This is a genomic window from Amazonocrinis nigriterrae CENA67, assembly GCF_016056305.1.
Classification (GTDB): Bacteria; Cyanobacteriota; Cyanobacteriia; order Cyanobacteriales; family Nostocaceae; genus Amazonocrinis; species Amazonocrinis nigriterrae.
Genome location: NZ_JAECZC010000039.1, coordinates 1 through 17,054, shown reverse-complemented (window position 1 = coordinate 17,054; position 17,054 = coordinate 1). Strand labels below are relative to the sequence as shown.

12 protein-coding genes are annotated in these 17,054 nt (G+C 43.2%); 9 read left to right on the top strand and 3 right to left on the bottom strand.

What is annotated here, in order from left to right; genetic code table 11:
* Positions 1–42: 42 nt before the first annotated feature.
* From I8748_RS19055 to I8748_RS35190, 3 genes are all read left to right on the top strand, one after another.
* Positions 43–1,536, top strand: coding sequence for a DUF11 domain-containing protein (locus tag I8748_RS19055; RefSeq protein ID WP_198126138.1), 1,494 nt, complete (start codon positions 43–45; stop codon positions 1,534–1,536).
* Complete coding sequence (locus I8748_RS19050) at positions 1,533–5,261, top strand: TonB-dependent receptor (protein ID WP_198126137.1); 3,729 nt, start codon at positions 1,533–1,535, stop codon at positions 5,259–5,261. Before I8748_RS19055 ends, I8748_RS19050 begins: the two co-directional genes overlap by 4 nt.
* A gap of 158 nt (positions 5,262–5,419) precedes the next feature.
* Positions 5,420–8,866, top strand: a complete 3,447-nt coding sequence (locus tag I8748_RS35190; protein ID WP_225896472.1) for a lamin tail domain-containing protein — start codon at positions 5,420–5,422, stop codon at positions 8,864–8,866.
* A 186-nt stretch (positions 8,867–9,052) separates the two neighbouring features.
* On the opposite strand, the gene I8748_RS19035 is transcribed toward I8748_RS35190, so the two are convergent.
* Positions 9,053–9,313, bottom strand: a complete 261-nt coding sequence (locus I8748_RS19035; protein ID WP_198126136.1) for a MoaD/ThiS family protein — start codon at positions 9,311–9,313, stop codon at positions 9,053–9,055.
* 545 nt (positions 9,314–9,858) lie between these two features.
* On the opposite strand from I8748_RS19035, the gene I8748_RS19030 reads away from it, so the two are divergent.
* A complete protein-coding gene (locus I8748_RS19030; protein ID WP_198126135.1) occupies positions 9,859–10,317 on the top strand; it encodes a PIN domain-containing protein in 459 nt (152 codons plus the stop codon).
* Between the two features lie 231 nt (positions 10,318–10,548).
* Here I8748_RS19030 and I8748_RS19025 read toward each other — a convergent pair whose 3' ends face one another.
* On the bottom strand, positions 10,549–11,520 hold the full coding sequence (locus tag I8748_RS19025) for a YegS/Rv2252/BmrU family lipid kinase (protein WP_198126134.1): 972 nt from the start codon (positions 11,518–11,520) through the stop codon (positions 10,549–10,551).
* Positions 11,521–11,635: 115 nt separating this feature from the next.
* Here I8748_RS19025 and I8748_RS19020 point away from each other — a divergent pair, with 115 nt between their 5' ends.
* The 4 genes from I8748_RS19020 (at position 11,636) to I8748_RS19005 (ending at position 15,759) form a co-directional block, all read left to right on the top strand.
* The gene (locus I8748_RS19020) at positions 11,636–12,091 is read left to right on the top strand and encodes a lysozyme inhibitor LprI family protein (RefSeq protein ID WP_225896471.1); all 456 of its coding nucleotides are present in this window, start codon (positions 11,636–11,638) and stop codon (positions 12,089–12,091) included.
* Positions 12,092–12,320: 229 nt separating this feature from the next.
* Positions 12,321–13,292, top strand: a complete 972-nt coding sequence (gene hemC, locus I8748_RS19015) for a hydroxymethylbilane synthase (protein WP_198126133.1) — start codon at positions 12,321–12,323, stop codon at positions 13,290–13,292.
* 154 nt (positions 13,293–13,446) lie between these two features.
* The gene (gene glgA, locus I8748_RS19010; protein WP_225896470.1) at positions 13,447–14,973 is read left to right on the top strand and encodes a glycogen synthase GlgA; all 1,527 of its coding nucleotides are present in this window, start codon (positions 13,447–13,449) and stop codon (positions 14,971–14,973) included.
* A gap of 165 nt (positions 14,974–15,138) precedes the next feature.
* Positions 15,139–15,759 (top strand): TenA family protein, encoded by a 621-nt coding sequence (locus I8748_RS19005; protein WP_198126132.1) that lies wholly within the window; start codon positions 15,139–15,141, stop codon positions 15,757–15,759.
* Positions 15,760–15,923: 164 nt separating this feature from the next.
* Here I8748_RS19005 and I8748_RS19000 read toward each other — a convergent pair whose 3' ends face one another.
* Positions 15,924–16,370, bottom strand: coding sequence for a hypothetical protein (locus tag I8748_RS19000; protein WP_198126131.1), 447 nt, complete (start codon positions 16,368–16,370; stop codon positions 15,924–15,926).
* 9 nt (positions 16,371–16,379) lie between these two features.
* On the opposite strand from I8748_RS19000, the gene I8748_RS18995 reads away from it, so the two are divergent.
* Positions 16,380–17,054 (top strand): dihydroxy-acid dehydratase domain-containing protein (locus I8748_RS18995; protein ID WP_198126130.1); only part of this gene is annotated, 675 nt, incomplete at its 3' end.

Below are 17,054 nucleotides of genomic sequence, written 5' to 3'. Positions count from 1 at the left end.
AGTTAAGTGATCCGTCCTCAAAAACGAAAGCAGATAACTAGTATGAGTAGGTTGCGCCAGAGGTTAACAGTGGCTGTTCTGCTGGGAAGTTTGCTGCAAACCAATATATCTGTGCCAGTACAAGCGCAACAAAGTCAATCTACATTAAACATTACGAATCAAGCTACTTATACTTATACAGATCCTGCCACTGATGCTCAATATCAAGGAGCTTCTAGCCAACTTAACCTGAATCCTAATCCATTAGTTGACCCAATAGGACGAATTTTAGGCTGTGCGGGTACGGTCTTACCTGACTATACAGGTTTTTCAGTTGGCGTCTACGAACCTAACCCTGGCGACCCCACAGGAACAGAATTAGGACAATTGGCTTCTCTAACTCGCACAGAGTTACCTGATATTCCTAATAACAATATTCCTGGCGGCAAATCGCCAAATATTGAAAATAGTAATCCCTACTTTATTACAAATAATCCAGCTGGTGTCTATAACTTTCTACTCGATCCAAATAAGGGTCAAACCGATCCAGGTAAAACATATATTTTGGTAATTAATCCACCAGGAAACTCGATCTACCAGCAACGGCGGATCAAGATTGAAATTATTGGCAATACTGGCACGAATAATAGTGTTATCCAATATGTTGCTTCTTCTTTAGATGGTCAACCAATTAGTCTCCAAGGTGAAACCAGACTGCAAGGCACAGTTGTTTTAGTTCCCAATGCGGAATTAGTAGGACTAAACTTAGTAGCCTTTGAGTTAACCACAAATCTGTGTCAAACCAATCAAGTGCAACTTGTCAAAACAGGCGATCGCGCTACTGCTGAACCTGGTGATACGGTCATCTACCGCCTATCGGTGAGAAATTTGGCTGATACTGATTTGAACAATGTTGTTATCACCGACAACTTACCTTTAGGATTCAACTTCCTAGCTAAATCTGTGCGGGGAGAGATAGACGGTCAACAAGTGACCATTACCTCAGAACGTAGTGGCAATACAGTCACATTCCGCACCAATATAAATATTCCAACCGAGAAAGTACTGAATATTGCTTATGCAGCTCAACTAACGAACGATTCCCAACGCGGTACTGGTCGCAATAGTGCGATCGTCAATGCACTTCGATCTGACAATCGTTTTAGCGTCAAAGACGGCCCTGCAACCCACCAGTTAAAAATTAGACCGGGTATTGTTTCTGATTGCGGCACCATTATTGGTCGCGTGTTTGTGGATAAAAACTTCGATGGCGAACAGCAGCCTGGTGAACCTGGAGTTGCCAATGCAGTGATTTATCTAGAGGACGGTAACCGTATTACCACAGATCCCAATGGTTTGTTCTCTGTAGCCAATGTCTTACCAGGAAGCCACACAGGCGTATTAGACCTTACTAGTGTCCCTGGCTACACCCTAGCTCCCAACCGAAAATTCCGCGAACGCAATAGCCAATCTCGCTTGGTGCGTTTAGAGCCTGGTGGCTTGGTACGTATGAACTTTGGAGTCACCCCCACTTCATTGGAGCAAGTCAAGAAATGAAATCCAGGATGCACCGTGCAACTACTTTTAACCTGAAGTTGATGGGAGCTATGGCAGGAGCCATCAGCTTTGTTTTGTATCCTGTCATAGCCGATGCTGAAGTCAAAGACAACCCACAGACTCAGATAAGTCAAGCTGAGACTAACACCATTCATACTCAAAAGACAGTGGAATCTAAACTAGCTGCTGATAGGAAAATGCAGAGCGAGAAGTCTGTACCAGATGCCCTTGGAAAGCAAATAAAACCGTTTCAACCAGCAATTGATACACAGTTACCAAGAGGCTTAAGAAAAATAGCTGATACAGCTTCCTCAACTAAAATACAACCATTCCAACCAGAAAATTCTGCCGAGTTGCCCAGAGGCTTACGCAAAATAGCGGCAAAACAGAGCAAGGGTGATGAGGCTAAAGAAAATACGGAGGCTTCCCCAAGTTCAACAGTAATCAAAATTCTGACACCAACAGCTGACAGCGTGATCGACGTACCAGCTACCACGGTGATAGTACAATTCCCGGCTGGTAATCAGGTAGAACTGAAAGTAAATGGTGTTGTGGTAGACCCTTCTTTAGTTGGACGAACAGAAAGTGATGCCAGTAAGAAGTTAGTAACGCAGACATGGTATGGCGTCTCTTTACAAGAAGGTGAAAACATCATTTCTGCCCAAGTGGTAGGAAGAGCAGAGCCTTCTGTAACGGTGCGGGTAGCAGTACGGGGAGGATTGCAGCAACTAACACTAGAAACGGTTGAAGCTCGTATCCCGGCTGATGGACGTTCTACAGCTACAGTTCGGGGTCAACTTATAGATCGCAATGGTAATCGTTCTAACCAAGATGCTGTTGTCACTTTAATATCGACTGCTGGAGAGTTTGTTGAACCAGATTTCAAACCCGATCAACCAGGATACCAAGTAGAAGCCCGTAATGGACAATTCACAGCTACTTTGCGATCAGATTTGAAGGCGCAAACTGTGCGAATTCGGGCAATCGCTAATGATTTAGAAGCCTTTACTCAACTGCAATTTGAAACAGCGTTGCGTCCTAGTTTAGTGACTGGGGTAGTGGATTTACGTTTGGGCGCTAGAGGTACAGATTACTACGGTAGTTTCCGCGATTTCTTGCGTTCTGACAAAGATACCAGAACGCAATTAGATTTCCACTCAGCGGTATTTGCTACGGGTACTCTTGGAGAGTGGTTATTTACTGGTGCTTACAATAGTTCTCGCAACCTGAACGAAGATTGTAATTGCGATAATCGCCTATTTAGAACTCAGCAATTTAGCGATCGCAACTATCCTGTCTACGGTGATAGCTCGAAAGTTGATGTTGTCACACCTTCCATTGACAGTGTATTTGCACGTTTTGAGCGTTCTACTAACATCCCTGGAGCCGCACCTGATTATGCCATGTGGGGTGACTATGATACTGAGGAGTTTGCCCGCTCTTCACAGCAATTTACTTCTATTACGCGTCAACTCCACGGTTTTAAAGCTAACTATAACTTGGGTAATTTACAATTTACAGGTTTCTATGGCGACCATCTAGAAGGTTTTCAACGCGATACCATTGCTCCTGATGGCACCAGTGGCTACTACTTCCTCTCTCGTCGGCTATTGGTTGGAGGTAGTGAAAATGTCTTTATTGAGTTAGAAGAACTGAATCGTCCTGGTACTGTACTGGAACGTAAACAGCTAAGCCGAGGCTCAGACTACGAAATCGATTACGATCGCGGCACTTTATTATTCCGTGAACCTATCCTCCGCACCGATATAGACGAAGCCGGACAAGTCTTAGTACGCCGGATTGTAGTTAGTTATCAATACGATAGTGAAAACTCTGACAGTAATATCTTTGCTGGTCGCTTGCAATATCATCTTTCTCGCACTCTCAACCAGGAAAGCTGGTTAGCAGCTACTTTTGTGCAAGAAAACCAAGGGGTGCGTGACTTTCAACTCTACGGTGCAGATGCATTGATAGCTTTGGGTGACAACGGCAAGTTAATCGCAGAATATGCTCATTCCACTAATGATTCCAACGTGATGGGAAAGGTAAGTGGTGAAGCTTACCGTTTGGAAGCCGAGGGTAAAATTGCCAATGGTATTCAAGGTCGTGCCTATTATCGTTATGCCGATACAGGTTTTGCTAATAATGCCACTATCAGCTTTGTACCAGGACAAACTCGTTATGGAGCGCAGCTTACAGGTAAATTGACCTCAACTACGAATTTGCGGGTGCAATACGACCACGAAGACAATTTTGGTATTGCACCACAACCGCTAGATACTTTTGAAGAACTATTTGCACCGCGTTCTGAGGCCATACCAGGGAGCAAAGTTGATAATTCACTGACCACGATTTCTGCGGGAATTCAACAACGCTTAGGTAAAGCTACTGTTGATGTGGATTGGATTCATCGTGATCGGGAAGACCGTATCGCTACCAACGCCCTCAGTAGTACTTCTGATCAGTTGCGATCGCGTTTTACTGTTCCCATCGCTAAAAATTTAACTTTTCAAGCCCAAAATGAGCTAACTTTATCTTCCGAAAAGGATAGCGTCTATCCAGACCGTACCGTCTTAGGCTTGAATTGGGCAGCAATACCTGGTGTTAATATCAGTCTTGCCCAACAATTTTATACTAGCGGCCAGTATGATGGTAATTCGATTACCAGCTTAAGTGTCAACGGCGAACACAAACTGGGGCGCGATACTACCTTGACTGGTCGTTACACAATTTTAGGAGGTGCAAATCAACTAACTACTCAAGGAGCAATTGGTTTGAATAATCGTTGGACTATTGCTCCTGGCTTGCGGTTGAATTTGGCTTATGAACATATTTTTGGCAACTTCTTGGGACGGACAGGAGCAGGTCAACAATATGCCCAACCCTTTGCCGTTGGTCAATCTGCTTCTGCGATCGGTTTTGAGGGTGGCGATAGCTACAGCGTTGGACTGGAATATAGTGATAATCCAGAGTTTCAAGCTAGCGCTCGTTATGAACATCGTACTTCTTCTGGTGGTTCTAACACCGTGATTTCCGCAGCGGCCACTGGTAAAATTTCCCCTGCTTTGACTGGCTTGGTGCGTTATCAACAGGCAAACTCTTCTAACCAAAAGCTTACAGGGCTGGGAGATACAGTTAACCTGAAGGTGGGTTTAGCTTACCGCGACCCTAACGACGATAAATTTAATGCTTTGTTGCGTTATGAATATCGCCAAAATCCCGCAGTCACTCCTGACACTATCTTGTTAGGTAGTGGTACGGGGTCTGAAGACCATACTTTTGCTTTAGAAGCTATTTACGCTCCTAACTGGCAATGGGAATTTTACGGAAAGTATGCGTTGCGTAATAGTACTTCTTACTTGGCTAACGATTTAGCGGGTACAAGTACAGTAAATTTGGCACAATTGCGGGCTACTTATCGCTTAGGATACAGCATGGATTTGGTGGGTGAAGCTCGTTGGATTGGTCAGTCTAACTACACTGAGACAGGTTTTGTTGTGGAAACAGGTTATTACCTCAGTCCAAATTTGCGCCTTGCTGCTGGATATGTGTTTGGTAATGTCGATGACCGGGATTTTTCTGGGACACGTTCCGCAGGCGGCCCTTATTTGGGTTTAACCCTGAAACTCAATGAGTTATTTGATGGCTTTGGACAGCAAAAAATTCCGCCACCACAGCAAAGTGAATCTACGGTGCAGGAAGCAGTTAAGGGTGTGGGGAAGTAGGAAGTTAAGAGATGATGCTAGATTTTACCTGACTTTGGGCAAACTCAAAGCAGGCGGTGTCTAACGACAAGCCACTTCGTGTCTACGCACTCACAACAGCTAATGAAATCTTTGAATGTCCTGGTTAGATAAATATTTTAGCGTTGCACTCTGATAGTATGAAAAGCTCACGCAAAGGCGCAAAGGCGCAAAGAAGACTGCAAAAAAGGACGCTAGGTAGCTTGGCTTTTGTTCTGTGTGTGTTGGGACAAGGTATACAACCTAGTTGGGCTGAGGGAAGCAAAGAGTTAGTTGCTGATGGTGGATATCGACCTTATATAGAATGGTCTAGCTCAACTACTGCAAATATTACTAGACAAACAAAGCTTAAGGTTTTCGTCCAAAAAGGAGAAATTGTTAATCTTGGCTCTAGTGTGGCTAGTAGCGCTAATGGAACTCAAGATATTGTTTACAGTAGTCCCTTTGGAGGTCAAAATGGATCGTGTGATGTTCAGACTTCTGGCTTCGGCTTTATTGACACTATAGCCAAAGAATCAGCAGGGCCTTTACCTAATGTTGGCGGCTATACACCTTGTAAGTTCACTGCTACAGAAACGGGTATTTACGAAGTTGAATTTCATGCGCCTAAAACCAGTGGTAGCGACCCCCTACCAAAAACTACATCGGAAGCATTTCCTACAGATAACACGCAGGGTATGGGGGTGGCGGCTTGGGATATTACAGTCAGAGATAGTAACGGAAATTCCCAAAAAGGAAGGGTGTTTACCAATTACATCGCCCTGAATATGGGGGGAAATGCTGGTAAAAACGGCGCTCCTGCTGATATAGCACTCAACTCTAAGCTTTATATTCAAACTAAAGATGGGTATCGGTATGAAACCGATATGAATGGAATCGACCCCTACGGCTTTATCTTTTTTGCTAATAACCGGGGATATCTTGACAGTGATGGTTCCACTCTTTATCGCTCTGCCAACTCTCCTAACAATAACCTCATCTTCAATGGGGGTGTGCAAGTCCAAAATCCGAATGTTGCCGATACTGCAACAAACATTACACATTTAGTTTTTTTCAACCGACCTGATGATGCAACGCTCAATTACTTGGGGATTGCCACACAAGCAACTCTTCCAGCACTACCTACTAATTTTAAATTTACTGGAGCAAATGGAGCGAGTGGAAACCAAACTTATGTTGGGGTAGGTGGCTATTTTAGCTTTAATTCTGGCTCTAGCGGCAGCTATCAAATTATTATTGACACTAATAATGATGGTATTTTTGACCCCAGTAGCGATCGCGTGCTACAAAACATCCTATCTTCTAACTCTACTGTGGTGTTTTGGGATGGCAAGGATGCTAATGGGGTAAATCTACAACCCCTACCAAGTAATGCACCTTACAATGCTCAAATTACTACTAGGGCAGGCGAATATCATTTTCCAATGTTGGATGCTGAGAATAATCCTCAGGGGTTCAAGATTACGATGGAAAACCCTCCTAGTGCATTTCCTAACATTTCGGATCAAAATGGGCAAGCAATTGGCCCAACGACAGTTTATTACAATGACAGCAATTACACCACTGCCAATAAAGCAGTGATTAATTTAGATGGTACGGGAGCAACTAATCCCCGTAATGCTTCTAGAGGGATAAATAGTGCCACAGGAGAACATGAGTTTAATAGCAACTATGGTGATTTTAAGGGGATAGACACCTGGACATACTTCCCCAGTCAAGCAATACTAACTCCGTTGGTGATTACCCAAGACAAGCGAGCAAATGTGCAAGGAACCAAGTCTGTTCGCTTCCTGGCTGACAATGATGGTAGCGGCACTGTGACTGTGGGTGATACCGTCGAATACACTATCACTTATTCAAATCTAAAGCCAGGTAATAGTGATGCAATTAATTTTGTTATTTACGATTCTTTGCCTTCACAGTTAACCTATGGAAGTGCAACAATTACAAATGCTACTGCGGGGAATAACATCACTCTCAATCCTAATTACAAAGGTTCTGGTGCTGTCACCAATTCTGGTACTTTGCGTGTAGGCGATACCATCATTATTAAGATTACTGCCACAATTAACGATGCTAATGGTGGCAATTCCATTAGTAACCAAGCAAGCGCACAGTTCAATACTCCAGATAATCCTACAGGAACAGTTGGTACAGTATTCACGGATGCAGACTCTGCTGGTAGTACTACTAACTCTCCCACTGTAGGCAATTATTTCTCACAAATTGTTGACGATAAGGTGGACTTAGGAAATGATCCTAGTAAAACTGGGGATGATGACCCGACGCTGTTCACAGCATTAAATGCTCTCAATTATCAAGTTTCACCATTAGCAGGCAAAGTCATCATTAACGAAGTTCTATATAACGAAACAGATACTACTATTTCTGCTGACACTAATGATGAGTTTATTGAACTCTATAATGCTTCTTCGTCTGCTGTAGATTTGAGTGGTGTGAAGCTAGCAGATGGCAACCTCATCGCTAATAGTACTGATGGTGCTGGCGGGTTTAATTATACGTTTCCCAATGGTACAACTTTACAACCAGGACAATATGCTGTGATTTGGATTGGAAACAATAAACCCAACCAGCAAGCAACAGGAGCAGCTTTTCAAACTTGGTTGGGACAGACTCCTAAACTCAATAACTCTGGTGATGATGTTTGGTTGTACGATAACCAAAATAAAATTATCGACTATGTTGCCTATGGCAGTGGTAGCGCAGTCAATACGCCTCCTTTGAGTTCTCTGAATCTGTGGGACAATACCTATCAGTCCTCTTTAGCTGGCAGTAGCAATGGTCAATCCATCAGCTTGACTCCAAATGGTCAGGATAGTAATAGCAGTGCTTGTTGGGAAGCAACTACCAGCAAAAATGCTAGCGCAAGGTGTCCAAATTACTTGCCAACTAGAGATACTGATACTATCGGTAGTCGTATTACCAGCGTAGGTGAAAACAATAACGGCGCTGTTACGCCTAATGCAAAGCTTTTGTTGATTAAACGCATCACGCGCATTAATAATCAAGATTTAACAGACATTGTAGATGGTCGTAGCGACGTTCCTAGTGATGCTGCAAACTATGTACCAGAACCTTATGCTTCTGACGATAACGATGACAAATGGCCTACTGGCTACTTACGAGGATTAATTAATGCTGGCACTGTGAAGCCAGGGGATGAGGTGGAATACACTATCTATTTCCTCTCTAAGGGGCCGAATAATGCTACTAATGTCAAATTCTGTGATTTGGTTCCTAGCAATACTGCTTTTATTAGCACTGCTTTTAATGGTCAAAGTCCTAGTGATGGTGGTTTAGCAGGAGCTGATCAAGGTATTGCCTTGGCTGTTGGTTCTAATACACCTACGGTTTATCTTACCAATGTAGAAGATACTAGCGATCGCGGCCGTTTTTATCCTGCTAACGACCCAGCTACACCTTCATACTGTGGTGCTAACACTAATGGCGCTGTGGCTGTAAATATTACCAGAAGTCCAGATTTACCCAATCTACCGCCAGCAACTAGTTCTGGTACACCAACTAGTTCTTATGGTTTTGTTCGCTTCCGTACTAAGGTGAAATAGGGGAAAGTTTGGAGTCAGTTGTGAGGCAGTGCGCTCTTGCGGTTCCCCGACTTGAAGCAACTGCCGTTAGCGCAGCGTTAGCGACGCAGGAGCGTCACCCGTAAGGGTCAGCTGTCTCTCCATCTTTCATTTTCTCATCTCCCTCATCTCCCTCATCTCTCCAGTCCCTAATTCAATACTTTTTGACTAGCCACCGCTGACGGGGGGAATCAATACTACTTCATCACCATCTTGCAGGAGGGTATCTGGTTCCACAAATATCAAATTAATCCCAAAGCGTGTGAGTTCACGCCATTGGGTTAGTTCGGGGTGTTCGACAATGAGGCGATCGCACACCGCTTTGACTGGGATACCATGAGGAAATTCCAGTACTAGTTCCGAAACCCCATAGGCTTCTTGATAAGCAGCAAACAATTTGACAGTAACTGTAATCGCAGACTCAGACATACAACATACTCTGGTTATATCAGTAACCAGTTTAATAATTGAAGAATACCCTATATCTCTTAAAATTGCTCATAGATTTGCATTATTGAGTATTTTTACCAAAACTGATATTGTTCCTTGTTGTTTTTCTCTTTCCCCTTTCATTTTACTTTTACACATTTGGCTAACCAAAGATACTTGTTATCGCTTGGAACTACAAAAAAATATTTGTCGTCTAATTAATTTATCGTCAATGTCAGGCAGAGCAATGTTAAAGCCTGTTTTTATTTTTACAACATTTATATCTTTATCTTTTGATAAATTTGACATCTTATCTGAAATATGGTTCTTTCAGGTTGTACTTAATTATGTCCATGCCAAGTTAAAAGGCTGCTATCAAGCTAATAAATGTTTATGTTTACATGGTTTTCATTGTCAGTTTCCGTATTCATTTGTTAATAGCCAAACAATTGGCTACTGATAAGTTATTAGCATTAGCGATTTCACTAAATTCATATCAGCAGCTTTCTGACACTAGATTTATCGGTTCATAAGGGGAGTAAAAAGTGATCAGGATTTTAGTAGATACTGATTTAATATTAGAAGCTTTGATGAATCGTCATGAATTTGGAGAAGATGTCAGAAAATTATTGGACATGGTACATCCCTCGATTCAGATGCACTTAACAGATGTGGGCTGGGAAAAAATTGACGCTTATACCAGTCGTTGCAATAATAGTAATATTGCTGAGATAGTAGTCAATTGGTTACAAGAAAAAATTCAAATATGTGTTGTTGATCAGACTATCTTGCAAAAAGCGCGATCGCTAAGAGTGAAAGATTTTGAATCTGCTGTAGAGTTAATCTGTGTCAGCGATCGTCAACTGGATGCGATCGTGACCCATAAACAAGAAGATTTTGTGGAACCTCCAAACAAGTTCTGGGTTTGGTCGGTAGCAGATTTGTGGTTGCGTGCAAATCTAGAGAGTCAGTTACAGGCAACAATATCTAATTGTGTTGACTGATGACTGATGAACGCCAGTTGCGCGGCTGCCGGCAGAGCCGTCCAACGCACTGGCTCCTGATGACTAATGACTAGACCTCTTGCAAAAGTCATTCTTGGCGTTCTTTTCTTTGCGCGGCAGTCGCTTCAAGTCTGGCGACCGAACGCGCTGCCTTGTCTTTGCGACTGGCGTCAAGTGGCGTCCAAGATGGAGGCTACCTCACCGCGCTGGTTCACCAATTCCCAATTTCCCTCACTCCTCTGATGGGTTTTTCAATTCAATACTCAAATTTGGCAGTCCCTCTAGTTTTTCCGCAGGCTCAGTTTCTTCTACTGATGGCACAAAAATCCTTAAGCCGGCTGGTACACACTCAACTTCAATGGGTGTTGTGCCAATCATCTCACCATCTAAGACAACCTTTTGCGGTGGGTCTGTGGTAATTTTGACTTGTTTGGCTCGTAGGTAGCCGATGTCATCTCTTTCTGCGGCAGTCCCTGAAGAAGCTGTTTGAAACAGATGGTATGTAGCAGCGATCGCTCCGGCTTTACTTGCTGGAGCTACTATTGTTAAATCTAATAATCCATCATCATAGATGATACCTGCTGGGCCTTGAGCTAATACTGAAGTGGGAGGGGCAGCGTTTGCCACTGTCACTGCTGAGGCAGTAGTTTTAATTATCTTATCCTCGGTTTCAATCTCTACATCAAAACTCTCTAATTCCCGGAGTTGCTGGATTCCTGCTAAGATGTATGCCATGATTCCGAAGCGCTTTTTGGCTTCTCGGTCTGCTTTTTCTACAGTTTCAGCCTCAAAACCGATACCAGCTAGCAGTACCATGGGCAGACCATTGCAATAAGCTACATCTACATTCTTGGTAAATCCCTGCAATATTGTCTGACAGGCTGCTTCGATTGTATCTGGAATTCTTAAAGCTGTGGCGAAAGCATTGGCTGTACCGCGAGAAATGATACCAAACGGAATATCAGTGGCTACTACTGCTGCTGCTGCTGCTGAGAGAGTACCATCGCCCCCGGAAGCTATAATCGCATCTACACCCCGTTCTACTGCTGCACGTGCCAGTTCGTCAGCGCCGACTTCTTCTGTTGTTAAATAAATATCTAAGTCAATTTCCGACTCTAACAAAGTCCTAATTTGGAGCAGTTCTTGTTCTGGGTCACCTTGACCCGCAACTGGATTAAATATCAGGCAGGCAGAGCGATTCATAGAAATCAAAACTTCAGCTTATAACAATAAAATAGCAAATTATTCTCAGCGTAAATATGCTGAGGATTAAGAGTAAGGGTAAGGATGTTGCAAATTTACTTTGCACATCACAACAATGTCTGATACTTTAGTATCTTCTCCCTATATTTACACAGAAAATTCTGCTATGCGTCAATTATTACTCTTGTGTGCCAGTATGGCAAGTTTCAGCTGTTTGAATATTCACACAGTAATTGCTGCCAGTAAAATCCAATTAGCTCAGAAGCTCAATTGCAATAATGCTCAAACTCAATTAGAAATTAATAGATGTGCCCAGTTATCTTATCAAAATGCTGATCAGAAACTAAATAAGCTTTATCAACAATTGCTACCCAAGTTGTCAAGGTCTAGAAAACAGAAATTGATTGCTGCACAGTCAGCATGGATTCAGTTCCGAGATGCCAGCTGTGAGTTTGAGAAAAGTGAATATGAGGGAGGAACTATTGCTCCTTCTATTTATTTAGGTTGTCTCGAAAAAAACACAAAACAGCGCACCCAAGAATTACAAGGATATCTCCAAGCCGACCTTTAACAGTAGTTTTGAGGGAGGAGTGAAGAGTTAGGAGGAGGCAGTGCGCTATCGCGCTTTGCCGACAGCCTTCGCAACTGCCGTTTAGTAGTTAGGAATTGAAATAATGTAAATAAATGTAAAGACAATAAAAATAAATTTTAGGTTAATTAAGCGATCGCAATCCGGTAAGGCACCCACTGCGGTAGTCTAGATGAAAGTGAAATTATCGCCTGGTTTGACATATTGTTTTATGACTTCAGTTATCTCTAGTGCCACCCGCACTATCCGTATTGGTTCTCGTAAAAGCCAACTTGCTTTGGTTCAGACCTACTGGGTACGAGAGCAACTCCAGAAAAGCTTTCCAGATATTTCTTTTGAAGTCCATACCATGTCTACCCAAGGCGACAAAATCTTGGATGTAGCATTAGCCAAGATTGGTGATAAAGGACTGTTTACCAAAGAACTGGAAGTGGGAATGCTCAACCGAGACATTGACTTTGCAGTTCATTCCCTCAAGGATTTGCCGACTCAATTACCAGAAGGGTTAACTTTAGCAGCAATTACAGAACGGGAAAACCCAGCAGATGCTTTGGTAGTGCATGAAAAGTACAAAGACAAGCAAATTGACACTTTACCAGCAGGTGCGGTCATTGGTACATCTTCACTGCGGCGACTAGCGCAGTTACGCCACCAATTTCCTCACTTTACATTTAAAGATGTGCGGGGCAACTTGAACACACGCTTGGCCAAACTGGATGCAGGCGAGTACGATGCTTTGATTTTAGCGGCAGCAGGGTTAGAAAGATTGAGAATGAGCGATCGCATCCATCAAATTCTACCCAAAGAAGTTTCCCTCCACGCCGTTGGACAAGGAGCGTTGGGGATAGAATGTCGTGCTGACGATACTGAATTAATCTCCCTACTCAAAGCTATCGAACATCCCCCAACACGCGATCGTTGTCTTGCCGAAAGAGCATTCTTACGGGATCTAGAAGGCGGTTGTCAAGTACCTATTGGTGTAAATACAGAAATTGAAGGTGATAATTTAACCTTAACAGGTATAGTCGCTAGTGTGGATGGTCAAAAGTTGGTAAAAGACACCATCACTGGCAAAGCCAGCAACGCCGAAGCCATTGGTACAGAACTAGCACACTTGCTACGGCAACAGGGAGCGCAAGAAATTCTCTCAGAAATCTTTGCTGAAATTCAGCGAGGTTCTTAAATTATTGAGCAAGCGATGTGATTAGATAAGTAGTCAGTGGTCAGTGGTCAGTGGTCAGTGGTCAGTGGTCAACAACAACCAACAACTGACAAATGACAACTGACAACCAACAACTGACAACTATCTAACCAAAACTGGGGAAAATAAAATTACCATGCGAATTCTATTCGTTGCAGCAGAGGCAGCTCCCGTTGCGAAAGTAGGAGGAATGGGTGATGTTGTGGGAGCATTACCCAAAATCTTAAGACAAATGGGGCATGATGTGCGAATATTCATGCCTTACTATGGCTTCCTACCAGACAAAATGGAGATTCCCAAAGACCCTATTTGGTGGGGTTATGCCATGTTCCAGGACTTTGCCGTTTACGAAAGTGTTCTGCCTGGTACTGATGTTCCCTTGTACTTATTTGGACATCCTGCCTTCACGCCTCGTCGGATTTATGATGGGGAAGATGAACACTGGCGGTTTACCTTATTTGCTAATGGTGCAGCTGAATTTTGCTGGAATTACTGGAAACCAGAAATTGTCCATTGCCACGATTGGCACACAGGTATGATTCCTGTGTGGCTGCACCAAGATCCAGATATAACCACTGTTTTTACCATTCATAACTTGGCTTATCAAGGCCCGTGGCGTTGGTATTTGGAAAAAATTACTTGGTGTCCTTGGTATATGCAAGGACACAACACAATGGCAGCGGCGGTGCAATATGCTGATAGGGTAAATACAGTTTCTCCGACATATGCTGAACAAATCAAAACAGCGACTTATGGTGAAACATTAGAAGGTTTGCTGTCTTTTATAAGTGGTAAATTATCTGGGATTGTTAATGGTATTGATACCGAGGTTTATAACCCAGCAAATGATAAATACATTGCTCAAACTTTTACAGCTGATACTTTAGAAAAACGCAAAGCTAATAAAGTTTCTCTGCAAGAAGAAGTAGGATTAGAAGTTAATTCTAATGCCTTCTTAATTGGCATGGTGACAAGGTTAGTAGAACAAAAAGGACTTGATTTAGTAATACAAATTCTGGATCGCTTCTTGGCGTATACAGATGCCCAATTTGTACTTTTAGGAACAGGCGATCGCTACTATGAAACTCAAATGTGGCAGCTAGCATCCCGCTATCCTGGACGCATGGCAACTTACCTACTTTATAACGATGCTCTGTCACGCCGCATCTATGCTGGTACTGATGCCTTCTTAATGCCTAGCCGTTTTGAACCCTGCGGTATCAGCCAAATGATGGCTTTGCGTTACGGTTCTGTGCCTATTGTTCGCCGTACAGGGGGATTAGTTGATACAGTATCGCACTATGACCCGATGAATGCAGCTGGTACTGGTTATTGCTTTGACCGTTATGAACCCCTAGACTTGTTTACCTGCATGATTAGGGCTTGGGAAGGCTTCCGTTTCAAACCCCAATGGCAAGAACTCCAGAAACGTGGCATGAGCGAAGATTTCAGTTGGTATCAATCTGCCAAGCAATATGTGAAGTTATACAGGTCAATTTACGGTTTGCCAGAGGAAGAAGAGGAACAGGCACCGCAGCCAGAGTCAGTAGTTGACGAACCAGCATTACAGCCAGAGTCAGTAGTTGGCGAACCAGCATCACAGCCAGAGTCAGTAGTTGACGAACCAGTCAAAGAACTTCAAGAAACAAATAATCCCGCTTGAAGTAATTCGTAATTCGTAATTCGTAATTCGTAATTTAAGAGGCTAGAGAAAAAGCACTGAATTTTTATACGTGGTCTTCAATTACTAGAAAGTTCATAGCCAACATTGATTACAATTACGAATTAACAATTACGAATTATTTTTACGAGCAATCTTTGATGAGTGATGAATTTATCTACTGAATTGTGGGCAGCAAATCAAGATTTAGCACAAGCTTGTTTAGAGCATCCTTTTGTGCAAGGTATTGGTAATGGAACTCTGGAATCGGCAAAGTTTGCCTACTATGTAGGACAAGATGCTTTTTTCTTGCAAGCCTTTGCTCGTGCTTATAGTATCGCCGCTGCTAAATCACCTGATTGGGTGGGTTTTAGGACATTTCACAACTTGGCTGGTGGAGTTTTGCAAGAACTCCAATTGCATGAAGGCTATGCTTCTCAATGGGGAGTTAATTTGCACTTGGTGGAACCTGGAGCCGCCACTCGTCGCTATACTGATTTTTTGTTAGCTACTGCCTGGGGTGGGGATGTAGGGGTAACTGCTGCGGCTATGTCTCCTTGTATGCGTCTTTATGCCTTTTTGGGAGAACAATTGGCTAAGAATGGCATTCCTAATCATCAATACGCAGATTGGATTCGTACATACAGCAGTTCAGAATTTGAGCCACTAGCACAACAATTAGAAGATTTGGTAGAAAATTACGCTACAGCCAATACGTTAATTCACTCAACTTACCGTTATGCTATGCTTTGCGAGCGAGACTTTTTTCAAGTAGCATGGGAGCAATAGTGATACCGAGTTGCATTCAAAGGTAGCGGGGGGATGAGGGGGATGAGGGGATGAGGGAGATGTTACTAAACCATTTCTAGATGCTATTTCTGTTGGCAACTTCGTATGAAATTAGGAAACTCTAAGCTGTTCCACATAAAACAGAGCAGGAGAATAGTTAGAGCTTAAAGTTTCAGGTTAAAAGGTGCAAGCTTCAGGTTAAAAGGTGCAAGTTTCAAGTTAAAAGGCGCAAGCTTCAAGCTAAAAGGTGCAAGCTTCAGGCTAAAAAGCTCAAGTTTCAGGCTAAAAGGTGCAATTTTCAAACTAAAAGGCGCAAGCTTCAGGCTAAAAGGCGTAAGTTTCAGGCTAAAAAGCTCAAACTCCAAGCTAAAAGGCGCAAGTTTCAGGCTAAAAGTCGCAAGCTTCAAGTTAAAAGGCTCAAGTTTTAAGCTCAAAGGCTCAAGCTTCAGGCTAAAATGTTCAACCTCGCCACTCTCCCCTGCACCCCTACACCTCTGCTCCCTCATTTCCTCTATCTTCCCCATCTCCCTTGCCCCCCAATCTTTTCGGTGCTGCGTATGCATGAGAAAATTAGATAATACAATCGCAACAGTTGCGATGATGGCACCCAAGGAAAAACAATGTCAGAGAATTTAAGAAGCCAAGTAGTGACGCAAGGAGTGCAGCGATCGCCAAATCGAGCTATGCTGCGTGCAGTAGGTTTTAAAGACGAAGATTTCAACAAAGCCATAGTCGGTATAGCCAACGGCTACAGCACAATCACCCCCTGCAACATGGGAATCAATCAACTAGCCCAAAGAGCAGAAATAGGCATCAAAAATGCTGGGGCAATGCCGCAAATATTTGGCACAATCACCATCAGCGACGGAATTTCCATGGGAACCGAAGGGATGAAATACTCCCTAGTATCACGGGAAGTCATTGCAGACTCCATAGAAACCGCCTGTAGTGGGCAAAGCATGGACGGAGTACTAGCCATAGGTGGTTGCGATAAAAACATGCCAGGGGCAATGCTAGCGATCGCTCGTATGAATATCCCTGGTATCTTCGTCTACGGTGGCACAATTAAACCCGGTCACTACAACGGACGCGACTTAACCGTTGTCAGTTCTTTTGAAGCCGTTGGTGAATACAGTGCAGGCAAAATTGACGAAAAAGAACTATTAGCAGTAGAAAGTCAGGCTTGTCCTGGGGCAGGTTCCTGCGGTGGCATGTACACAGCTAACACCATGTCCTCAGCTTTCGAGGCCATGGGCATGAGTTTACCTTATTCCTCCACAATGGCAGCAGAAGAT